This is a genomic window from Pseudomonas sp. BNK-45, assembly GCF_047456255.1.
Classification (GTDB): Bacteria; Pseudomonadota; Gammaproteobacteria; order Pseudomonadales; family Pseudomonadaceae; genus Aquipseudomonas.
The window spans coordinates 3,272,447-3,293,141 of record NZ_CP179909.1 but is presented as its reverse complement, the minus strand read 5'-3'; the positions used below and the strand labels follow the sequence as shown (position 1 = coordinate 3,293,141).

Annotated in this window: 19 protein-coding genes; 10 read left to right on the top strand and 9 right to left on the bottom strand. The window is 61.9% G+C overall.

The features are described from left to right. Positions 1-96: 96 nt before the first annotated feature. The 3 genes from ACMGG8_RS15290 (at position 97) to ACMGG8_RS15280 (ending at position 4,426) form a co-directional block, all read left to right on the top strand. Positions 97-1,488, top strand: coding sequence for an aldehyde dehydrogenase family protein (locus tag ACMGG8_RS15290; protein ID WP_414159843.1), 1,392 nt, complete (start codon positions 97-99; stop codon positions 1,486-1,488). A 265-nt stretch (positions 1,489-1,753) separates the two neighbouring features. Continuing rightward, on the top strand, positions 1,754-2,002 hold the full coding sequence (locus ACMGG8_RS15285; protein ID WP_060840083.1) for an Arc family DNA-binding protein: 249 nt from the start codon (positions 1,754-1,756) through the stop codon (positions 2,000-2,002). Positions 2,003-2,263: 261 nt separating this feature from the next. Next, entirely contained in the window at positions 2,264-4,426 is a 2,163-nt protein-coding gene (locus tag ACMGG8_RS15280) for a TonB-dependent siderophore receptor (protein ID WP_414159940.1), read from the top strand. Between the two features lie 677 nt (positions 4,427-5,103). On the opposite strand, the gene ACMGG8_RS15275 is transcribed toward ACMGG8_RS15280, so the two are convergent. The 3 genes from ACMGG8_RS15275 to ACMGG8_RS15265 all read right to left on the bottom strand — a co-directional run bounded on the left by ACMGG8_RS15275 (position 5,104) and on the right by ACMGG8_RS15265 (position 7,311). Further along, on the bottom strand, positions 5,104-5,586 hold the full coding sequence (locus ACMGG8_RS15275; protein ID WP_414159842.1) for a DUF4265 domain-containing protein: 483 nt from the start codon (positions 5,584-5,586) through the stop codon (positions 5,104-5,106). A 70-nt stretch (positions 5,587-5,656) separates the two neighbouring features. Continuing rightward, on the bottom strand, positions 5,657-6,343 hold the full coding sequence (locus ACMGG8_RS15270; RefSeq protein WP_207166197.1) for a hypothetical protein: 687 nt from the start codon (positions 6,341-6,343) through the stop codon (positions 5,657-5,659). Beyond that, the gene (locus ACMGG8_RS15265) at positions 6,343-7,311 is read right to left on the bottom strand and encodes a hypothetical protein (RefSeq protein WP_414159841.1); all 969 of its coding nucleotides are present in this window, start codon (positions 7,309-7,311) and stop codon (positions 6,343-6,345) included. Before ACMGG8_RS15265 ends, ACMGG8_RS15270 begins: the two co-directional genes overlap by 1 nt. Positions 7,312-7,661: 350 nt before the next feature. Here ACMGG8_RS15265 and ACMGG8_RS15260 point away from each other — a divergent pair, with 350 nt between their 5' ends. The 4 genes from ACMGG8_RS15260 to ACMGG8_RS15245 all read left to right on the top strand — a co-directional run bounded on the left by ACMGG8_RS15260 (position 7,662) and on the right by ACMGG8_RS15245 (position 11,848). Beyond that, on the top strand, positions 7,662-8,045 hold the full coding sequence (locus ACMGG8_RS15260) for a nucleotide pyrophosphohydrolase (protein ID WP_060844083.1): 384 nt from the start codon (positions 7,662-7,664) through the stop codon (positions 8,043-8,045). A gap of 24 nt (positions 8,046-8,069) precedes the next feature. Continuing rightward, positions 8,070-9,944: a DNA/RNA helicase domain-containing protein gene (locus ACMGG8_RS15255; RefSeq protein ID WP_414159840.1), complete on the top strand. Its 1,875-nt coding sequence runs from the start codon at positions 8,070-8,072 to the stop codon at positions 9,942-9,944. 443 nt (positions 9,945-10,387) lie between these two features. Continuing rightward, positions 10,388-10,771 (top strand): DUF6124 family protein, encoded by a 384-nt coding sequence (locus ACMGG8_RS15250; protein WP_414159839.1) that lies wholly within the window; start codon positions 10,388-10,390, stop codon positions 10,769-10,771. A gap of 309 nt (positions 10,772-11,080) precedes the next feature. Beyond that, positions 11,081-11,848, top strand: a complete 768-nt coding sequence (locus tag ACMGG8_RS15245) for an HNH endonuclease (RefSeq protein WP_173664417.1) — start codon at positions 11,081-11,083, stop codon at positions 11,846-11,848. Positions 11,849-11,979: 131 nt separating this feature from the next. On the opposite strand, the gene ACMGG8_RS15240 is transcribed toward ACMGG8_RS15245, so the two are convergent. Genes ACMGG8_RS15240 through ACMGG8_RS15220 form a run of 5 tightly spaced genes read right to left on the bottom strand, consistent with a single transcriptional unit; the run spans position 11,980 to position 16,824 of the window. Further along, a complete protein-coding gene (locus tag ACMGG8_RS15240; protein WP_414159838.1) occupies positions 11,980-14,013 on the bottom strand; it encodes an LTA synthase family protein in 2,034 nt (677 codons plus the stop codon). A gap of 49 nt (positions 14,014-14,062) precedes the next feature. Next, positions 14,063-14,674, bottom strand: a complete 612-nt coding sequence (locus tag ACMGG8_RS15235) for a hypothetical protein (protein WP_414159837.1) — start codon at positions 14,672-14,674, stop codon at positions 14,063-14,065. After that, positions 14,674-15,969, bottom strand: a complete 1,296-nt coding sequence (locus ACMGG8_RS15230; RefSeq protein WP_414159836.1) for a sialidase family protein — start codon at positions 15,967-15,969, stop codon at positions 14,674-14,676. The genes ACMGG8_RS15235 and ACMGG8_RS15230 overlap by 1 nt, the downstream gene beginning before the upstream one ends. A 43-nt stretch (positions 15,970-16,012) precedes the next feature. Then, entirely contained in the window at positions 16,013-16,558 is a 546-nt protein-coding gene (locus ACMGG8_RS15225) for a cytochrome b/b6 domain-containing protein (protein ID WP_115580476.1), read from the bottom strand. Next, positions 16,558-16,824: a PepSY domain-containing protein gene (locus ACMGG8_RS15220; RefSeq protein ID WP_060840094.1), complete on the bottom strand. Its 267-nt coding sequence runs from the start codon at positions 16,822-16,824 to the stop codon at positions 16,558-16,560. The genes ACMGG8_RS15225 and ACMGG8_RS15220 overlap by 1 nt, the downstream gene beginning before the upstream one ends. Positions 16,825-16,994: 170 nt before the next feature. Here ACMGG8_RS15220 and ACMGG8_RS15215 point away from each other — a divergent pair, with 170 nt between their 5' ends. The 3 genes from ACMGG8_RS15215 (at position 16,995) to ACMGG8_RS15205 (ending at position 19,760) form a co-directional block, all read left to right on the top strand. After that, on the top strand, positions 16,995-17,657 hold the full coding sequence (locus ACMGG8_RS15215; protein ID WP_060840095.1) for a response regulator: 663 nt from the start codon (positions 16,995-16,997) through the stop codon (positions 17,655-17,657). Then, positions 17,654-19,036, top strand: coding sequence for an ATP-binding protein (locus tag ACMGG8_RS15210; RefSeq protein ID WP_414159835.1), 1,383 nt, complete (start codon positions 17,654-17,656; stop codon positions 19,034-19,036). The genes ACMGG8_RS15215 and ACMGG8_RS15210 overlap by 4 nt, the downstream gene beginning before the upstream one ends. A gap of 181 nt (positions 19,037-19,217) precedes the next feature. After that, positions 19,218-19,760 carry a hypothetical protein gene (locus ACMGG8_RS15205; protein ID WP_414159834.1) on the top strand — a complete coding sequence of 181 codons (543 nt, stop codon included), beginning with the start codon at positions 19,218-19,220 and terminating at the stop codon, positions 19,758-19,760. Between the two features lie 180 nt (positions 19,761-19,940). On the opposite strand, the gene ACMGG8_RS15200 is transcribed toward ACMGG8_RS15205, so the two are convergent. Continuing rightward, on the bottom strand, positions 19,941-20,693 hold the full coding sequence (locus ACMGG8_RS15200) for an SDR family NAD(P)-dependent oxidoreductase (RefSeq protein ID WP_060840098.1): 753 nt from the start codon (positions 20,691-20,693) through the stop codon (positions 19,941-19,943). Positions 20,694-20,695 lie beyond the last annotated feature (2 nt).

The following is a 20,695-nucleotide window of genomic DNA, read 5'->3' as shown; positions in this document are numbered from 1 at the left end:
TTCTCCAAACGTGAACGACTAGCTCAATATTATTCAGTTTTCAGTAAAGAGCCAGCACCGTAACCTGCCGTCATTCCCACCTTGCAGGACGGTGCCATGAACCTTGTTTCCAGCCACACCCACGCCTTGTCGATCAACCCCGCCAGCGGTGAGCAGATCGGCGCCTATCCCTACCAGTCCGAAGCTGAAAGCGACGCCACCCTGGAGCGCGCCGCCCGCGGTTTTGCCCTGTGGAAGCGCCAGAGCGTCGCCGCCCGCGCCGCGCACCTGACCGCCCTGGCCCAGGCCCTGCGGGACAACAGCGACGCCATGGCGCGGATGATCAGCCAGGAAATGGGCAAGCCCTTGCCCCAGGCCCGCGGCGAAATCGAAAAGTGCGCCCAGCTGTGCCTGTGGTACGCCGAGCACGGCCCGGCCATGCTGGCCCCGGAAGCGACCCTGGTGGAAAACAACAAGGCGCGCATCGAGTACCGCCCCCTGGGCCCGCTGCTGGCGGTGATGCCGTGGAACTTCCCGATCTGGCAGGTGCTGCGCGGCGCGGTGCCGGCGCTGCTGGCCGGCAACACCTACGTGCTCAAGCACGCGCCGAACGTCATGGGCAGCGCCTACCTGCTGCTGGACGTCATGCAGCGCGCCGGTTTCCCTGAAGGCGTGTTCGAGCTGCTCAACGTCACCCCGGACGGCGTGTCCCGCGCCATCGCCGACCGCCGCATCGCCGCCGTGACCCTGACCGGCAGCGTGCGCGCCGGCATCGCCATCGGCGCCCAGGCCGGCGCCGCGCTGAAGAAATGCGTACTGGAACTGGGCGGTTCCGACCCCTTTATCGTGCTCAACGACGCCGACCTCGACGAAGCGGTCAAGGCTGCGGTGATCGGCCGCTACCAGAACACCGGCCAGGTCTGCGCCGCCGCCAAGCGCCTGATCATCGAGCAAGGAGTAGTCGCGAAATTCACCCGCAAATTCGTCGAGGCCACCCGCGCCCTGGTGATGGGCGACCCGCTGGCCAGCGACACCTACCTCGGCCCCATGGCCCGCTTCGACCTGCGTGACGAGCTGCACCAGCAAGTCCAGGCGACCCTGGCCGAAGGCGCCACCCTGCTGTTGGGAGGCAACAAGGTCGAAGGCGCCGGCAACTACTATCAGCCCACGGTGCTGGCCGACGTCACCGAGCAGATGACCGCCTTCAGGCAGGAACTGTTCGGCCCGGTGGCCGCCATCATCAGCGCCCGGGACGCGCAACACGCCCTGGCGCTGGCCAACGACAGCGAGTTCGGCCTCACCGCGACGATCTTCACCCAGGACCTGGAACGGGCCCGGCAGATGACCGACGAACTGGAAACCGGCGGCGTGTTCATCAACGGCTACAGCGCCAGCGACCCCCGGGTGACCTTCGGCGGGGTGAAGAAAAGCGGCTTCGGCCGCGAGCTGTCGCACTTCGGCGTGCGCGAGTTCTGCAATGCGCAGACGGTGTGGCTGGATCGGCGTTAAGGTCGATCACCGGGCTTCAGCCAGCGGCCAGAGGCCCGGTTACCAACGGCCGTTCAGCGCTGGCGAGGGCCTGGCGGCCTCGCCCCCGACTCTTGATTGAGGGGCCTGGCTTGATGGGGCGCAATGCCTGGATGCGGCCCGGCGGATCGCCAAGCCTGCTCAGCGAAACTAAGCCCGATCTTGCTGTTTTTTCAGAATTTTCTTGAAGCCCTGCCTGCCCCGACCTTTCTATGATGTTTCTTTTTGATATCACCCGAGGTCCGGCATGTGCGCCCCCGCTCAAAAGTTCATCGTTCGCTTGCCTGGTGAGCTCCACACGCAAGTCAAGCGCATCGCCAAGCAGGAAAACCGCAGCATGAACAATGAAATCGTCGACCGCCTGGAAAAGTCGCTGGTCGCTTCCGAAGCCCGCAGCCACGACGAAAGACTCATCACTATCCTGCTGGGCAAGATTGCAACCCTGGAACAGCAGATCGAGTCCCTGCAAATGAACCCTCCCGAGTCCAACCCGTAACCCCTGCCTTTTCCCTCCAGCAGGGCCGGTATCCACCACACGCCCCCCGGCCCTGTGCCTGTGTGCCTTTACCCCCGCGCCGCAGCTTGTATGATGGCGCCCGCCCGACCGCGCATACCTGCAACCGCCCCGGACAGCCGGATGCTCGCCGCACGGCCCCGATACTCCCCACGTCCGTCATCCGCTGCTTCAAGGGCCTGCCCGGGCCTGCGCTAGAGAGCGCGTTGCCCTCAAGGAATGTTCATGAACCCCGCTCACTCGATGTCCCGCTCACCCGCCCCCAGCGCCGGCTTGCCGCGCCATCGCCTGACCCTGGGCCTGCTGCTGGCCGGCAGCCACGCCGTGGCCAACGCCGCCACCGAACTGCCAAGCCAGACCGTCAGCGCGCAAGCGCCTTCCGGCTACCAAGCCGACAGCGCCTCGGTGGGCGGCTTCAGCGAAACACCGTTGCTGGACACCCCGGCCGCCATCAGCGTGATCAACGAAGAGATGATCCTCGACCAGCAGGCCCGCCTGCTCAGCGATGTACTGAAGAACGACGCCTCGGTGGGCCAGAGCTACGCGCCAGTGGGCTACTACGAAAACTTCGAGGTGCGCGGCTTCTCCCTGAACGCGGCCAGCAGCTACAAGATCAACAACCGCACCATCACCGGCGAGCAGAACGTCGCCCTGGAAAACAAACAGCGGGTGGAACTGCTCAAGGGCCTTTCCGGCCTGCAAAGCGGGGTCAGCGAGCCCGGCGGCCTGGTCAACTACGTGACCAAGCGGCCCACGGACATTCGTTCGGTGACCGTCTCCACCGACGACCGCGGCAGCGGTTACCTGGCCACCGACGTAGGCGGCTGGTTCGGCAGCGAACAGCAGTTCGGCCTGCGCGCCAACCTGGCCCATGAAGACCTGCACTCCTATGTCGAACACACCAATGGCCAGCGCGACTTCGCCTCCCTGGCCTTCGACTGGAACATCAGCCCCGATGCCCTGCTGCAACTGGATATCGAATACCAGAACAAGCAGCAGCGCTCGGCCCCGGGTTACCAACTGCTGGGCGGCTCCAGCCTGCCCCACCACGCCTCGCCGAAAAGACTCCTGGGGCATCAGAGCGGATCGAAGCCGGTGACCAATGAATCACTAAACATCGGTGGCAACTTCGAGTACCGCTTCAACGACAACTGGACCGGCAACCTCAGCGCGTCCCGCAGCAAGGTGGTGATCGATGACTACAGTTCGTTTGCCTGGGGCGGCTGCACCACCGGCTGCATCAATGCCAACGGCAACTACTTCAGCCCCGAAGGCAACTACGACATCTACGACTTTCGCAGCCCCGACGACACCCGGCGCAACGATGAAGTGCAGGCGCTGCTCAATGGCCGCTTCGACGCAGCGGGCCTGGGCCATGAGTTGAGCGTGGGGACCAGTGCATTTCGCCGCGTAGTGGATCGGCGCGAGTCCATCAACCAATGGATTGGCACGGGCAATATCCAGAGCGAGCCGGAAAACTTCGACCGCTACAACGGCGCCCTCAACGACTCCCACAAACGCCTCGACAGCCGCCAATACGGCCTGTTCCTCAGCGACCGCATCAGCTTCAACGAACAGTGGCAGACCATTCTCGGCGGACGCGAAGTACGCCTCGACGAAGAGAGCTTCGACAAGGACGGCGTGCGCGATCGCCACACCCAGCGCTATGTATTCCTGCCCCAGGCCGCGCTGATCTACAAACCGATCAGCGAACTGTCGCTGTACACCCAATACAGCAAGGGCTTGAGCCTGGGAGGTCAGGCCCCCTGGTTCGCCAGTAACAGTGGCGACACCCTCGCCCCCACTGTCTCGCGGCAGATCGAAGCCGGGGTCAAGTACGACTGGCAGCGCATGAGTTTTAGCGCCGCGCTGTTCCAGATGCGCCAGGCCTACCAGTACTCGCGCCCGGATGCCTCCGGCGGTTTCACCTACGTCCAGCAAGGCCAGCAAAAGAACACCGGCCTGGAGCTCTCCGCCAACGGCTGGGCCACCCAGCGCCTGCAGATTGCCGCCAGCGTCGCGGCGATTCGCTCCCGGGTCGAGGACACCGGCACCCCGGCCTACGAAGGCCACCAAACCCTCAACGTCCCACGCCTGCGAGCCAGCCTCCAAGGCGACTACGCCCTGCCCTGGCTCGACGGCCTGGCCCTGCTGGGCGGCATGCAGTACAGCGGCAGCAAGCACGCCGACCGCCAGGGCAACGTCGCCACCGGCGCCTACGCCATCTTCAACATCGGCAGCCGCTACAGCACCCGCATTGACGGTTACGAGACGGTGTTCCGCCTGACCGTGGACAACCTGTTCGACAAACGCTACTGGCGCGATGCAGGGGAATACATGGGCGACGACTACCTGTTCCAGGGCGCGCCGTTGACGGCGCGGTTGAGTGCTTCATTGAGTTTCTGATGCAGACGGCCCCTACGGGGCCGATCGCAGCCTGCGGCAGCGGCTACAACGCCCACGAAATCCCGGGCGTTGTGGCTTGCCGGAAAAACTGCAGCGCCGGCACAGGCCAGCCATCAAAATCTCGACAAACACACCTTGCGCGCCTCCCGCCAGTCCTTGACGACGAGTCGCCATGAACAGCGTCACTGAACGCACAGCCTTACCGGCGTTCATATCGGCAACCGCCTTAAGCAAGTCCTCCTGAAACAGCCGCATTTCCTGGCCCATGGCTACGACCTCTCTGCGTGGGATACGCCCTGGTATCGATCAGTACGTCCAGGGTTGCGCTGATGGTTATCCCACAGAACAGCAGCGCAATCAGCGCCTCCAGCCTGCCTTACAGAAAAGACAGACCCTTCCTACATCCACCGCAGAAGCCGGCTTGCCGGCGAAGGCGTCCTCAAGCACGCTCTCGCCGGTAAAAAGCACACCCAACGATTGAGCAAACAAAAGGTCGGCCCGCCTTTTTCCAATGCCAGTACAAAAGTCTCAATCGTCCAACACGCCGTTGGACGATTAGCGCTCCCCCACGCCCATGCAGGCCCACACCACAGAACGGCCGCTGGAGCACTACCGGGTGCTGACTTGGTCGCTACTTGGTCGGTTTGTTGGGTGGCATGCCCAGGCCCCGGGAAAGATCAGCAGTCCAACCACCAGTTCAACAGTGTCTCGTCCTCATCGTCGTCGAGGTTTTTATAGACATTGGCGTAGTACCACTCAATCCCGGTTTGCTCGCGGAAGCGATCGAACACCGCATTGATACGGTCCATGCCATTCCTCGCGGGAACAGCGAATGACAGGTTCCCCTCGAACAACCCGTCCAGGGTTCCACTCAGTTCACCAGCGACCTCGTTTTCAAGCGCACTGATCACCGAAGGATCAATGTAATCGGCATAGATCTGAATGCAGAAATTCCCGCCGCGCTTCAGCACTTGCGCCGGCGCATCGGGATTGCGGATGGAAACGATATCGCCCCGCGCCAGGTTTTGCGCCAGGCCCGGTGAGGAGAGCAACTCGTAAATATCCTCATCGATGCGCCGCGCCAGCAACTCCTCGCGAACGGCGCCATCGTCATCGGACATGTACACCTGGATCAGCACAGGGGCTTGCTTGTCATCCATACGAGGCTCCACAGTTTCCAGGTTCAACACCTGATCCTTGTTCTGCTACCCAACGCTTCCATCCCCTGCCTCAAGGCAACGGCGCAAAGCTCCCACCGCCCTCATTCCACCGAAACCCCGGAAACGTGCAGTCCTTGAAAGCAATCCGCAGTTGCTCCCCCTCACCCTGCAACTGCAAGGTATCCACCCCCTGATTCGGACAGCCCGGTGCCGCGATCGCCAGGCTCACCAGCAACTTGCCGGTGGCCTTGTCCATCACCTCCACCGTCGTGATCCGCTGATCATTGCCCGGCATCGGCACCTGGAAATACCAGCGTTTAGTGGAAGCACTCTGCAACAGCGTGGTGACCGGCTGCGGCCACGAGCGATCCGAATCCACCAGGCCCACCAGCTTCAGCGCAATGGGCAAGGTCTTGCCCGTGCGATAACTGGTCCAGGTGCCGCGCACCTGCTCCTGCTGGCGGGAGTTCAGCAAGTCATTGAACTGCAGACGCGCCACCGGCAAGCCCTGCTCGTCCAGCTCATCCATGGCCAGCGTCTTGTTGCTGTAGCTGAAGGTCGGCTTGAGGCGGATCGGCGTGCGATAGCGCTGATAGGCATAGGTGCCCTGGTAGACCGCATTCTGGCTGCCCAGGGTCAAGACAATCGCCTGCTTGCCCAAGGTCCCCTCATACACCCCATGGGACGCCTGCGCCGGCAACAGCCACAGCGCCAACACCAGCACCGCCAGCCCCCGAGCAAAATCAAACCCACGCATCAGAAACGCTCCTCGCCCGACGACAGATATTCCAAACGCTCAGGGGTGATCACCCGGTAATAATCCCAACGCCGAGTGCGCTGGTCGTAATTGATGAAGTCCTGCTTGCTGAACTCCATCTGCCCACTGGGGGAAAAGCGCAGATCACCGTCCGCCGCGAACTGCTCCAACTGCGGATGACGCCGATAGGTCCGCAGATCCCGGTTGTACAGGTAATACTGCGTGGGCGAGCACCACACCCGGCCATCCGCCTCCCCCACGCGATAGCCCTGGACCTGAAAGTCCATCCGCGCCTCGTCATGAAAATGCCCGAAGGTCAGCGTCCTGGTACCCACGGACGACAGACACCACTGCCCGCCAATCTCCTGCACCCGCTTACCGGTGGCCCGGCTGATCACCCGGATGCTGTCCACCTGCGCCACCTCCTCCCCAGCCTTGCGCGCGGCATGCACACTGAAATAGAAATCCCGATCGAACACCGGCTGCAGCAACTCCCCCTCAAACGCCTCCCGCTGACTGCCGCCAAAACGCATCACCCGCTGCAACTGCAACGGCTGCTGCGTGCCCGTGCGCAGATCCACCAGACTGCCCTGCAACGCCTCCGCGCCCTCGGCGAACGGCTGCAACGACACCGCCGTCGCCGGCAGGGTCGGGTTGTCCATGATGTTGATCAAGAGCGCGGAGCCGGGATGGAAAGGCGTGGATTCCAACGCCATGGGCAGTCGCTCGGACTCGGAAAACCAATAGCCGGACATGCCACCGCCGTATTGGGAGTCGTAGGTGAGCGCCAGTTCAACCGGGGTATCGCCGAGGGTGCCGCGGTAGGTGGTGGTGGGGTTGGCTTGGGCGGTGGGGGTGATGAGCCCGAGGCCTAGCAGGAGTGCTGTGGTCAGACGGAACAGGAGGTGTGGCAGGTGACGCTGTTGGCCAGCCCTTGTTTGTGGACTGCTGCCAATGGGCTGGGTCATGCCTGCGTTCCTTGCGGTGGGGAAAAGGGGCGCAGGATAGCAAAGGTTAGGACGTTAGCACCGGAGTGGGTTGGTTTTCACGCTGCTAAAACCTTTACAGGTTAGATAGCGCTGTATTCAGACAGCACAATCATTTTTAGCCAACATCATCTAACAGTACTGTTCAATTTGGTTTTGATTGTTTTAAAAGAAAACGGATGCGTTTTGGACGCGAAATAAGCTCCGAGCCGTAATTCAACGAGTACCGGCAAAAAACCTTACTCAAAAGTCGAAATCTCTTACAATCTGCCTTCCCATTTCTGACACAGCTCTCAGTCGCGCCAGCTGTAGTCAAACTACGAGGCAAGATTGTGAGCACTGTAGTTGCCACCACTGAAACACTAATCGACACCCATCGCCTAGCAACTGCTCTACAGCGCTTCGCAGACGATCGCGACTGGCAGCAGTTCCACTCCCCCAAAAACCTGCTCCTAGCCCTCACCGGTGAAACCGGTGAACTCTGCGAAATTTTCCAGTGGATGAGCGAAGCCGACGCCAAGGACGCAGCCAAACGTCCAGAAACCGCTCAAGCCGTGAAAGATGAATTGGCCGACGTACTCATGTACCTCGTACGACTAAGCACGGTGCTGGGAGTCGATCTAAACGAGGCGGTGACAAACAAACTCGCGTTGAACGGCCAGAAGTACCCCGTCGACAAAGCCAAAAGCACCAGCAAGAAGTACGACCAACTCTGACCCCTTGGGCTCTAAGGACCACTTGTGATCGTTTATTCGGCGACCAAACAACAATTCCTCGATGTTTGCGACAACAACGATATTGAAGAGGTGATCCTCAAGCACTTTAAAGAAGCCACTGGCAAGAAAGTGGCGGCTTCAGAGATCCGATCTTGGCAGGGATCGCTCACTTACATGGCCAAGGTTCTACGGGATAAGGATCTGCCGGAGGATGCCGGAGTGGCCATTGAGCTACATATTCCGCAATCCATGAAACGCATCGATTTCTTGCTGACAGGCCACGACCAGAACCAAGGTAAAAATGCCGTGTTGGTGGAACTGAAGCAATGGAGCAAAGCCAGCGCCACCAGTAAAGATGCGATCGTAAAAACCGCGCTGGGTGGCAGTCATGTTGAAACCATTCATCCTTCCTATCAGGTGTGGTCTTACGCCACTTTGCTGGAAGGCTTCAATGAAGCCGTCTATGACCAAGGCATCAAAATCCACCCATGCGCTTACCTACATAACTATGTCAGCGATGGTGTTATCAACTCGGCTCACTACGACGCCTATACCAGCAAGGCGCCTTTATTCCTAAAAGGTCCTGACGAGTTGACGAAACTGAGAAGTTTCCTCAAACAGCACATCTATTACGGCGACAACCAAGACGTTCTTTACGAGCTTTCTAGCGGTAAGAGCCGCCCCTCCAAAGCGTTGGCTGAAGCACTGAGCGGGCTGATGGAGGGCAAGCCTGAGTTCGTTTTGATTGATGATCAAAAGACCGTCTTCGAGTCGGTACTTGAAGCAGTCGCAGAGGCCTCTGCCGATGCTCCAAAGGTGCTGATCATTGAAGGTGGCCCAGGTACTGGAAAGACAGTAGTGGCCATCAATCTGTTGGTTAGGCTCACGGCCTTACGGCTGATGAGTAGGTATGTCTCAAAAAATGCCGCCCCACGTGCCGTGTATGAGAAGAAACTGGTTGGCACTGTCAAGCCCACCAAGTTCTCCAGTCTTTTCTCCGGCTCGGGGGCCTATACCGAGATCAAGCCTGACTTTTACGACGCGCTGATCATTGATGAAGCCCACAGGCTGAATGAGAAAAGCGGCTTTTATGGCAACGAGGGTGAAAACCAGATCAAAGAACTAATTGGGTCCGCTAAATGCTCAGTGTTTTTTATCGACGAGGATCAACGCGTAACCCTTAAGGATATTGGCAGCAAACAAGCAATCCGAGAGTTTGCTGAGGCCCGAGGGGCAACGGTGGAGGAATACACCTTGTCTTCCCAGTTCCGTTGCAGTGGCTCCGATGGTTACTTGGCATGGCTAGATGACGTGCTGGGCATTCGCAAAACCGCGAACCCAATACTCGATGCCAGTGAGTACGAGTTCAAAGTGTTCGACTCGCCACAAGCAATGCATGAGGCAATCGAACAAAAGAACCACGGAAACAAGGCGCGTGTCGTCGCAGGTTACTGCTGGCCATGGAGCAGCAAGAAAGACCCTAAAGCCAAAGACATTGAAATCGGTGAACACTACGCCCGCCAATGGAACCTGGATCAAGACGGCAGTCTGTGGATCATCGCGGATAAATCCGTGGATCAGGTCGGCTGTATTCACACCTGCCAAGGGTTAGAGGTGGATTATATCGGTGTGATCATCGGGCCAGATTTGATCGTGCGCGATGGAAAGGTAGTGACATCCCCCAAAGCGCGAGACAAATACGACAAGACAATTCGTGGCTGGAAAAGGCTGATGAAGGAACAACCCGACTTCGCACAGCAAGAGACTGATCTCATCATCAAGAACACCTACCGGACCTTGATGACCAGAGGAATGAAGGGCTGCTACTTGTACTGTACCGACCCAGAGACGGCGCAATATTTTGCCAACCGACTGGCAGAAGGCGAGTCAGCTTTGTAGGTGCCATTAGTTACGTTTCCTCTACCAGTGATGGCGTACTCAATCCTGCCATCACTGGACGGCTAACGAAGACTAACCACCTTCATCTCTACCCTTCAGGTGCCATATTCCCTACTCAGTTCACAACTCCGTGTAAGGCTAGTCCCTTTCTATTGAGCGACTTTTCCTAGAGAATCCAACCCGCTTGCGCCTGATACTTCGGCTGTCTAGGCTCGGTTCATCACTGCATATCAGTGATCGGGTTTAGCAGCTCGATTCATCACATTGGGCGCATCGACGTCACCTGTTGGCAGAGTTTTTCTTCTGCTTTTTATGGTGGCTGTGCGCAGGGCACCTTCGGGTGCGCCGGTTTCCAATGTGACCGGTCTGCTAACCTGCGTACAGCTGCCACTCCTTCGTTTAGCAGCGATCGCTGGCAGCTCCATTCACATTGGAGATGCACCATGAAAAAGCTCGTTCCCGATCCACCCCTGTCCTTACCTGGACAATTCAGAACCCCCGAACACGATATCGACACCCAGCGAATTCGCTTGGCCTTGGCCGCGCATAGCGCCGAAACCTCAATCCTGAATAGTCTGAAAGACACCGTACCTACGTCCGTAGGTCATCAATCCATGTTCAGTGTCCGCCCCGGCATCAATGCCGAAGAAGCCTTGGTGCATGTGTCGTTGCTGCTGGACTGTGCGGTACAGGTCAGCGATGAAATCACCGAGCGCGCCAGCGGTGTGGAACGTGGTTTGATTTGGTCAATGATCCATTCGGTGGAGATGGCGAGAGCGGTGGTGGATTCGTTGCTGGATGCCAATAGACCGGTGCCCCCTCGGTAATCGACCAGATACTCAGAAGTCCGAAAAATGTGGAAGCGGGGTGAAGAATGATTTGCCCCGCTTCTGTTAGGCCGCTTTCGCTGGCAAGCCCAACTCCTAGAGATGCAGTAGCCCTTCGATATTGCTCAAACACTCTCACTGCCCCGCCACGGTCATAGCCACGTGGTGAAAGGCAACGCGTCCCTCCCCTACTACGCCCCCTTTCCTACTCACTACTGAACTCCCAAACCTGTTGGGAAAAGAATATCCTTACGGCCTCTTACGCTGTTTCGTACAGCGAATCGGGAAACCTACGGATAGCCCCCCCGCATGACCTCTGCACCTATCAGCAATCAATCCAACCCTGCTTGGAGCCGCGACGAGCTCGTTCTTGCCCTAAACCTGTATCTCCTTCACCGCAACGGTTTACCCGGTGTGAATCATCCGGATGTTTTGGCGTTATCACAGGCTCTCAATCTCATTGGTAATGCCACCGGAGTGAGCAAGAACCAGAGTTTTCGCAATGCCAACGGTGTGTGCATGAAGCTCAACAACTTCCGGCGTTGGGACCCGAGCTACACCAACAACGGGCGTACGGGGCTTGCGAAAGGCAATAAGGATGAGCAGTTGGTGTGGCTGGAATTTGCCAATGACCCGGAGCGTCTTGCTGAGGTTGTGGCGGCGATCAATGCCAACGTTCAGACGATTCCAGCTAGCCCTATCGATTTAAGTGCAGCGGATGACCCGGGCTTCTTCGAAGCAGAGGAAGGCAAAGTGCTCACCCGGGTGCATCGGGTACGGGAAAGAGACAAGAAAATCGTTAAGCGCAAAAAGGAAGAGGCGCTGAAGCAACATGGGGCGCTTCAGTGTGAGGCGTGTGGTTTTAACTTCAGCCAAACCTATGGTGCAGATGTGGAGGGAGTGATTGACGTCCACCACACTAAACCTCTGCACACGCTCCAGCCGGGTGACAAAACTAAGCTCGCTGATTTGGCGTTGTTGTGTGCCAATTGCCATCGGGTGGTGCATTCGCAACGCAAGTGGCTGAGCGTGGCTGAAGTGAAGGAGCGGTATCAGGCCAATCTGAAGCAGACGTAAATGTGATGTTGTGACTCCCTGGTTTAGGGAGTCAGAGTGGCTGGTTAGAAGGTTTGGCGGCGATCTTTCGGCCGCCTTCGCTGGCAAGCCAGCTCCTACACGGGCTGGCGTCAACCGATGGCTGTGCGGTGTCAGCGAACGTTGCGATACAACATCAACCGCGCCCCCTCATGCATCCCCCGGGTCAACTCCAGTAACCGTTCAAACTCCTGCGGATGCTCCTGCGCCACATCCTCCCGCGGGGTGCTCGACGCCAAATCATGCAAGGTCGCACCACTGCCGTCGTGCTGCATCTGCAGCAGAAAATCCTTGGTCACACCGCCAATCACCGGAAAGGTCCCTTCCCTCAATACCAGCGGCACCACCCGCTCCCCTTCCGGCGCTGGCTGCTGAATATCCCGCCCCATGGCGCCATTGGTGAAGGGCATCCCGGCCATGCCGGCCACGGTGGGCAGCAGGTCGGCGAGGCCGACGGCTTCTTCGATCACTCTGGGCTGCAACATCCCCGGGGCATGAATCAGCAGCGGTACGTTGTTGCTTTCCAGCCCTAGCTGTTCAAACGCGGGAGCCATGTGGGGGATCTGGCTGATGCGGGTGTTGTGGTCGCCGAAGAACACGAAAATCGTGTTGTCGTAGTAGCCGCCCGCCTTGGCGATCTCCATTAGCCGGCCGATGTTGAAGTCCAGCAGGCGCACGGCGTTGTATTGCGCAAGGCTGCGGGAACCGGCGGCCTGGACCTGTTCCAGGGGCAGGTCCTGGGCTTGGAAGCCGTCGTTGTCCTTGGGAATGGTGAACGGGCGGTGGTTGCCGGAGGTTTGCAGGTAGGCGAAGAACGGTTGGTCCTGGGGGATGGCGCGCAGCAGGCGGTCGCTTTCCTTGAACAGGTCGAGGTCGGAGATGCCCCAGACGTCCACCAGGGGCGATTGCCAGTGGCTTTCGTCGTACAGGCGCACGTTGTCGATGCTCTGGCGGATCAGGCCGTTGATGTTGGCCCAGCCGGCGTTGCCGCCGATCAGGTAGAGCTTGTGGTAGTCGCTGAAGGCGTTGATCAGGCTGTGTTGGCGGGTGATCAGGGGCTGGCGGGTGGCGGTCTCTTGGCGGGTGACGTCGGGCACGCCGGTGATGCTGGCCCACACGGTCTTGGCGGTGCCGGTGACCGGGACGTAGAAGTGTTTGAAGAACCAGCTCTGGCGGGCCAGGCGGTCGAGGTTGGAGGTGGGGTTGAGCGGGTTGCCGTAGGCGCCCACGGCGCTGGTGCCGAGGGATTCGAGCATGACGAAGATGACGTTGGGCGGCCGGGGGCGGTCGATGCGGTACGGCTGCACGCCTTGTTGGCGGGTGAAGTTCAGGCGCTGTGGGTCCGGGTGGTCGACGCCGAGGTAGCGGGCCAGGGCCGGGTAGTGTTGGCGCACTTGGGCTTCGTCGTACTGGGCCTGGCCAGCCTTGAGGGTGTCGTAGAAGAACAGCACGGGGTTCAGGCCCAGGGCGGCGATCTGGCTGTTGCCGGAGAAGTAGGCGTCGCTCCAGCGCAGGGGCACGGGGTTTTCCAGGTTGAGGTTTTCCACCCGGCCCAGCAGGGCGAGGAACACAGCGGCAATGCCCAGGGCGCTGACGCTGGCCAGGGACCAGCGGCCCAGGGGTTGCGCCGGGCGGTCGAGGGTCAGGCGTTCCAGGCGCAGCAAGGCATAGCAGCACAGGGCCAGGGCGCTGCCCCAGGCGAGGACGATCCACAGCACCGGGTAGCTTTCCCAGAGCATTTGCCGGGAGATCTGTGCGTCGTCCAGGTAGCGCAGCACGGTGGCGTTGATGCGCACGCCCAGGTAGGCGTAGTGGCCGAAGTCGATGATGTACAGCAGCCCTACCCCGCCCAGCACCAGCAGCAGGTAGGCCCGGGCCAGCCAGCGCAGGGCCGGCAGGCGCAGCAGGTTCCAGCGCGGCAGCCAGGCCAGCAGGGCCAGGGGCAGCAGTAGCAGCAGGGTCAGGCGCAGGTCGAAGCGCAGGCCGATACCGAGGGTCTGGAGGATGGCCTCGCGCTGGTCGGCGGCGCTCAGGTCCACCCCGGAAAACCCCACGGCGAACAGCAGCCGCAGCAGTGCCAGCAAGCCGAATACCAGCCCGATTGCGCCCACGCCGTAGCGCAGGCGGCGTGATTGCAACCCGCCCATCATTGACCTCTGTGTGGTGTTATCGAAGGCCGCGGCGCGGCCGGTTGGTTTACCCGGCAAGGGGCTGCCCGCGGCGGCGCTGGTTGACGCGGCGCCACAGCCACAGCAGCAGCCCGCCGCTGCCGGCAATCAGGCAGTAGCCCGCCAGCAGCGGGTCCAGCAGGTAGTCCCAGTAGTTTTCCGAAGGCTTGAGACGCAGGGCGAAGGCCAGGGTCCCGGCCGCCAGCATCAGCACCCCCAGCAGGTTGCGCTGCCACAGCAGCACCAGCGCCGCCAGGCCCATCAGCACGATCATCGGCCGTGGGTTGTAGCCCCAGCGGTAGGGATCGAGGTAGGTCAGGCCCAGGGTCGCGGGGTACAGGCTCAGGGTCAGGCCGATAAACAGCAGCAGGACCTGCGCCCGGTGTTTGGCTGGCAAGGGCGCAATCACCCCCAAGTGCCGCAGGCTGACCCAGCCCAGCAGCACCAGGGTGCTGATGGCCAGATCATCGGTGAAGCTGCGCACATAGGCCGCCAGCGGCAGCTGGTTCAGCGGGATGAAGCTGACCAGGGCCAGCACGGGCAGCAGCCAGGGGCGCCAGGGCGCGGTCAGGCGCAGGCTGCCAAGCAGCACGAAACCCAGGAGGATAAAACTCAGGTGGGCTTGCCACAGGGACAGCATCACAGGCGCTCCGCCAGCCACGCCGCGTTGAAGCTGACGTGCTTGATAAAGGTGTTGTTCCAGGAATAGACCAGGTGGTACAGGCCGTCCGCCCCGCGACTGAAGTAGGGGTACTCGTACTCGAAGTCGCAGCCCTGGGGCTTGCACACCCGGTAGTCGAGGTTGCTCAGGAAGCGCTGTTCCAGGGGCAGGCGCCGGGCACCGCTGGAAGCGCGGAAGCCTTCACCGATGATGTCCTTGTAGGCCTCGTGGGAAAACGGCTGGCCCAAAGGGTCGGGTGACTGGTCCAGTTCCACCAGGGGGCGCCATTGGCTGAGGCCGGCGTCGGTGCCGTACAGGCTGAGTCTGAAGCGCCCGTCCTGCAGGTCGTTGAGGGCCACCAGCAGGCCCTGGTCGTCGGTGCCCACCGCCGCCAGGGACGAGTTGGGGTTGGACGGTTGCAGCGGATAGGGCTCGCTCCAGGTCTGCCCGGCGTCTTCGGTGCGGCTGGCCAGGACCTTGTGGTGGGTGTCGCCGGCGTAGCGCAGCATGGCCACGGCGCGGCGTTCGTCCAGGGGCACGATGGTCGGTTGCAGGGAGTGCTTGCCGCGGCTGATGCGGAATTTGTCGATCACCGCGCCATCGGCGCTCAGGTACAGGTACTCGGCGAACTTGCCCATGAACTCGTGGTACACCGGCAGGCCGATGGCGCCGTCGGCATGGAACACCGGCGCGGCGCGCACCAGGGTGCTGATGTTGAAGAACGGCGAGGTCACCAACTGCCGCGGCGCCGACCAACTGCGCCCCAGGTCATCGGAAACCATCAGGTTGATGGCGCTGGTGGCCCAACCGCCCACCGACACCGAAACGTAGAACATCCACAGGCGCTGATCCGGGCCCAGGGCGATCACCGGGTTGCCGAGCTTGCGGATGTAGCGCCCGGTGCCGTCACGGGTCGATTCGCGGGTGGCCAGCACCTGCTCGGCGCCCCACTCGCCACTCTGGGCGTCAAAGCGTGCGCTGCGCACCTGGACGTCGGCGGCGCCTTCCCGGGAGCCGGCGAACCACACGGCCATCAGGTCGCCGCCGGGCAAGGCGGTCACCGAGGACGAATGCACGAAGTCATCCAGGTCCGAGGAGACGAAGCGGCTGGTGTATTGCGGCGTGCTGCTGGCCTTGGCCGCGTCGCTGTTCACGGCCGCCTGGGCGAACGGCGCCAGTTGGTGAGGCGGATGGCTGCGCCAGGCGGCGATAAAGACGGCGGCCAAGACCAGGCTGCTGCAGATGAAGCTCAGGCGAAAGGACAGCGCACGCATAAAGGGGCCCGTGGCAAGTGCCGGTTGGGAACAAGGGAAAACGTCAGCGCCGCTCAGGACCCGGCAAGGGTCGGCGGCGGCCGGTGAGCATCGACAACGGCAGGTTGTCGCGCACTTGGAAGCTTTCAAAAATCGCCGCGCACACATGCAGCAGCACCAGGCCCAGCAGCACATCGGCGCTGGTTTCGTGCACTTGCAGCGGCCAGTCGGCGCCCCACAGGGCATCGACCTCCTCCATCAAGAAACCGCTGACGCCGATCAGCACCAGGGCCAGCAGCATCAGCAGCATCACCAAAGCCCCGAGGGGTGAATGCCCCAGGCGGTGCTCGGGGCGCCCGGCCCACAGCGAGCGCAGGTGCCGCGCCAGCCGGGCCCGGGTCGGCCAGAAGTCGGACCAGCGCGCACTGCGCGGCCCGACAAATCCCCAGACTGTGCGCAGCAGCAGCCAGGCCATGGCGTAGTAGCCGAGCCAGACGTGCCAGTCGTCACCGGCTTCATTGAAGAAGTAGTTGCCGATAAAGACCCCGGCGATGGACAGGTGAAACAGTCGCACCAGCGGGTCCCACAGCCGCAGGGACGCGTGCGGCATCAGCCTTTGATCTCGGTCTTCACCGCCTTGCCGGTCACCGGGTCGTGGTAGATCTCGACCTTGCGCTGGTCCTTGTCGAAGCCGTAGATCTCGTAGCAATTGCCGTCGGTGACCTTGAACTTGCTGATCTGGTAGCCCTGGGCCTTGAGCTGGTCCTGGAAGGCTTGCGGGTCTTGCCATTGCGAGCGTTCGGCGGTGGTGCATTGCGGGCCGGCAATGGCCAGGGGGCTGGCGAGAACCAGGGACAGCAGCAGGACTTTGCGCATAGAGAAACGCTCCGGTAATGGGGGAGATTGCACTGTGCAAAACCAAGCTTAGTGAAAGCTTAGTTGGCAACGCGCGGTAACATTTTCCCCGCCTAAAACCCCTGCCGGCAGCCCCTGGCCGGCGTCATCATGCGCCCCTTCCCTGCCCCCCGCCCAACCGAGAACACCCCATGCGCCTGCTGCTTGTCGAAGATGATCGTGCCCTCGGCCAGGGCATCCGCGTGGCCCTGAGCGCCGAAGGCTACACCCTGGACTGGCTGCAGGATGGCGCCAGCGCCCTGCATGCCCTGCGCACGGAAAGCTTCGACCTGTTGCTGCTGGACCTGGGCCTGCCGCGGCTCGACGGCCTGGAATTGCTCCAGCAATTGCGCGCCGCCCGCCAGGACCTGCCGGTGCTGATTCTCACCGCCCGCGACGGCACCGCCGAGCGCATCGCCGGGCTGGATGCCGGGGCCGACGACTACCTGGTCAAGCCCTTCGATGTCGAGGAATTCAAGGCCCGGGTCCGCGCCCTGCTGCGCCGCAGCCAGGGCCGTGCCCAGCCACTGCTGGAGCACGCCGGTATCTGCCTCGACCCGGCCAACCAGCAGGTGCATTACCAGGACGCCGAGGTGGTGCTCACCCCCATGGAATACCAGTTGCTGCATCAGCTGATGGTGCGCCCGGGCAAAGTGGTGACCCGCGAACGCCTGTCCCGGGCGCTGTACGGCTGGCAGGACCGGGTCGAGAGCAACACCCTGGAAGTGCTGATCCACAACCTGCGCAAGAAGCTCTGCAGCGAGCTGATCCGCACCGTGCGCGGCGTCGGTTATGTGCTGGAGCTCAAGCCATGAACTCGGTGCGCACGCGGATTCTGCTGCCGGTCCTGGTCCTGGTGCTGCTGGGGGATTTGCTGATCAGCTGGCTGGTGCTGCGCGACAGCCACCATGAAATCGAAGAGGTCTACGACGCCCAGCTGGCCCAGAGCGCGCGGCTGCTGCAAGGGGTGCTGCGCCAGCGCGACCCGGCTCAACAGACGGACGCGGCGGACTGGGAACGCCTGCACCAGGCCTTCGACCAGGCCATGAGCCGGGTCGGCGTGGACGGCGCCGCCCACCCCTATGAAACCCGCCTGACCTTCCAGGTGTGGCGCGACGACGGCCAGTTGCTGATGCGCTCCGCCGAGGCCCCGCTGCTGGACGCGCCACCCACCACCCTGGGGGCCCACGACATCCTGGAAAACGACAAGGACTGGTGCGCCTTTCTCCTGGCCGACCCGCAGCAGGGCCTGCTGATCTGGGTGGGCGAACGGGATGACATTCGCCAGGACCTGATCCAGCGCATCGTGCGCCATACCCTGTGGCCGACCCTGATCGGCGTGCCGCTGCTGGCGCTGCTGATCTGGCTGACCATCGGCTGGGGCCTGGCGCCGCTGCGGGCCATGGCCCGGGCCATTCGCGGGCGCAGCAGCGACACCTTGCAGCCGCTCGGGCTCAAGCCCCTGCCCCAGGACCTGGAACCGATGCAGACCGCCCTCAACCAGTTGTTGGCCCAGATCGACAGCCTGCTGGAACGCGAGCGGCGCTTTATCGCCGACGCCGCCCATGAACTGCGCACGCCCCTGGCGATCCTGCGGATTCATGCGCAGAACGCCCAGAGCGCCGGCAGCCCCGAGCAGCGCCAGGAAGCCCTGGACTTTCTGGTGAGCGGCGTCGACCGCGCCACCCGTATCGCCAGCCAGCTGCTGACCATGGCCCGCATCGAACCGCAACTGAACAGCCCGCGCCTGAGCCGCATCGACCTCAGCGCCCTGGTGCGCGAAGAGCTGGCGGAACTGACGCCTTTGGCCCTGGAGAAAGAGGTCGAACTGGTGCTGGAAGGCGAGGAAGGCTGCCTGATTGATACCGACCCGGTGGCTTTGGCCATTGCCCTGCAGAACCTGGTGACCAACGCCCTGAACTTCGCCCCCGCGGGCAGCGAAGTGCGGGTCGGCCTGCGGCCCCAGGCGGATGGCGCGATGCACCTGTGCGTGGAAGACGCAGGACCGGGTATCGACGAAAAGGATCGCGGACGTTTGCTGGAGCGTTTCTACAGCCAGGGCAACGCCCATGGCGCTGGGCTGGGGCTGGCGATTGTGCAGATGATCGTCAGCAAGATCGGTGGCCGTCTGGAGTTGCGCAATCGGCCTGAGGGCGGGTTGTGTGCGTTGTTGCGGCTGGGGCCGGTGCTTTAGTCGGCGGCGCAGAGGGACTATTCTGTGCGCCGCTCGGGAATGGGGGGGCTGGCGGGCGTCTTCGCTGGCAAGCCAGCTCCTACACAGGCAGGCACCATCCCTCGTAAGAGCGGGCTTGCCAGCGAAGGCAATCTCGCGCCCCCCTCTCCAGCCACCTGCAATGACAATCAGGGAGATACCCATGGCCATGCCGGAACGGCTGAAACCAACACCACCGACGCCGAAAACAAATGCGTTGATGAAGGACCTGCTGGAGCAGATCCTCGACCGGATCTGGGACAACCAGGGCCGGGAAAGCCCCGAGATCAGTGCGCTGATCGAGCAGTGGAACAGCCACGCCGGCCGGCCTTTCGAGTTCCACGAGTTTCTCGTGATGCACAGCCATACCAGCGCGGAGAACTTTCTGCGCACTGCCTTTCATCAAGAGCGCTACGTTGACGACCTGAGCTTCGACGAAGCGTGTGCCCTGGCGGGTTTCATCTGTCAATGCGAGGGCACGGAGTCTGATATGGACTACGCCTTGAGCCTGCTGGAAACCAACTTCCCCGAGGCCAATGCCTCGGACCTGATCTTCTGGCCCAACGAGTGGTTTGGCGAGCCGGACATGTTGCAGGTGGACATGACTGCGCCGCAGATCATCGGCTATCTGATGGGCAAATCCTCGCGGCAGTTGCCGGACGCCCCGCCAATCGACTTGCCCTACCCCATGCCTGTAAACCCTTAGCGGCGACGGAGACGGTCGCCGCTAAGGGCGGAGGATTGCCCAGCCATCAGAAACCGGCCCGGTGAAGTCTCACCGGGGTATCGCAGCGTCTGGTTTAGCGAGCGCTTTGCGCCCGTGCGCAGCCTGCGGCAGCGGCTACAGGGTTGCGTGAGCGCCGCACTCAGCAGCGCCCCCCTTCCCTTACAGGTTGCGCACGACATTCAGCGCCGCGCTGCTCTGCGCCACGGGCATGATTTCGATGGAGTTGATGTTCAGATGCTCCGGCTGCTGGGCGATCCAGCACACGGTGTTGGCGATGTCCTCGGGGCGGATGGCTTCAACATCCTTGTACAAGGCGTGCACCGCTTCCATGTCGCCGTTAAGCCGCACCACCGAGAAGTCGGTGCCGGAACACAGGCCCGGTTCGATGTTGGTTACCCGCACCCGGGTGCCGGCCAGGTCCGCGCGCAGGTTCAGGCTGAACTGCTTGACGAAGGCCTTGCTGGCGCCATAGACGTTGCCGCCCGGATAGGGATAGGTGCCGGCAATCGAGCCGATGTTGATGATCAGCCCGCTGTTGGCCTCGACCATGCGGGGCAGGACGCGCTGGGTAATCAGCGCCAGGCCGGTGATGTTGGTGGCGATCATGCGCTCCCAGTTCTGCGCGCTGCTTTGCTGGGCACGTTCGATGCCCAGCGCCAGCCCGGCGTTGTTGACCAGCAGATCGATGGCCAGGGACGCCTCATGGATCTGTTCCACCGCCCGTTCCAGGGAGGTCTTGTCGGTGACATCCAGCTCCAGGGCGATGAAGTTCTCACCCAGCTCCTGCTCCAGGCGCTGGAGCTTGTCCATGCGCCGCGCGCCACCGATCACGCGATAGCCTTCGGCGATCAGTCGGCGACAGATCGCTTGGCCAAAGCCGGCCGAGGCGCCGGTCACAAATGCGGTTTTCATGG

Bases quoted from the DNA above. Each gene is read 5' to 3' on its own strand.
- ACMGG8_RS15230 (WP_414159836.1), bottom strand. From the start codon at position 15,969: ATGCGTGCGCTGTCCTTTCGCCTGAGCTTCATCTGCAGCAGCCTGGTC.
- ACMGG8_RS15250 (WP_414159839.1), top strand. From the start codon at position 10,388: ATGAAAAAGCTCGTTCCCGATCCACCCCTGTCCTTACCTGGACAATTC.
- ACMGG8_RS15240 (WP_414159838.1), bottom strand. From the start codon at position 14,013: ATGGGCGGGTTGCAATCACGCCGCCTGCGCTACGGCGTGGGCGCAATC.
- ACMGG8_RS15205 (WP_414159834.1), top strand. From the start codon at position 19,218: ATGGCCATGCCGGAACGGCTGAAACCAACACCACCGACGCCGAAAACA.
- ACMGG8_RS15210 (WP_414159835.1), top strand. From the start codon at position 17,654: ATGAACTCGGTGCGCACGCGGATTCTGCTGCCGGTCCTGGTCCTGGTG.
- ACMGG8_RS15215 (WP_060840095.1), top strand. From the start codon at position 16,995: ATGCGCCTGCTGCTTGTCGAAGATGATCGTGCCCTCGGCCAGGGCATC.
- ACMGG8_RS15200 (WP_060840098.1), bottom strand. From the start codon at position 20,693: ATGAAAACCGCATTTGTGACCGGCGCCTCGGCCGGCTTTGGCCAAGCG.
- ACMGG8_RS15290 (WP_414159843.1), top strand. From the start codon at position 97: ATGAACCTTGTTTCCAGCCACACCCACGCCTTGTCGATCAACCCCGCC.
- ACMGG8_RS15235 (WP_414159837.1), bottom strand. From the start codon at position 14,674: ATGCTGTCCCTGTGGCAAGCCCACCTGAGTTTTATCCTCCTGGGTTTC.
- ACMGG8_RS15275 (WP_414159842.1), bottom strand. From the start codon at position 5,586: ATGGATGACAAGCAAGCCCCTGTGCTGATCCAGGTGTACATGTCCGAT.
- ACMGG8_RS15265 (WP_414159841.1), bottom strand. From the start codon at position 7,311: ATGACCCAGCCCATTGGCAGCAGTCCACAAACAAGGGCTGGCCAACAG.
- ACMGG8_RS15280 (WP_414159940.1), top strand. From the start codon at position 2,264: ATGTCCCGCTCACCCGCCCCCAGCGCCGGCTTGCCGCGCCATCGCCTG.
- ACMGG8_RS15270 (WP_207166197.1), bottom strand. From the start codon at position 6,343: ATGCGTGGGTTTGATTTTGCTCGGGGGCTGGCGGTGCTGGTGTTGGCG.
- ACMGG8_RS15225 (WP_115580476.1), bottom strand. From the start codon at position 16,558: ATGCCGCACGCGTCCCTGCGGCTGTGGGACCCGCTGGTGCGACTGTTT.
- ACMGG8_RS15285 (WP_060840083.1), top strand. From the start codon at position 1,754: ATGTGCGCCCCCGCTCAAAAGTTCATCGTTCGCTTGCCTGGTGAGCTC.
- ACMGG8_RS15220 (WP_060840094.1), bottom strand. From the start codon at position 16,824: ATGCGCAAAGTCCTGCTGCTGTCCCTGGTTCTCGCCAGCCCCCTGGCC.
- ACMGG8_RS15245 (WP_173664417.1), top strand. From the start codon at position 11,081: ATGACCTCTGCACCTATCAGCAATCAATCCAACCCTGCTTGGAGCCGC.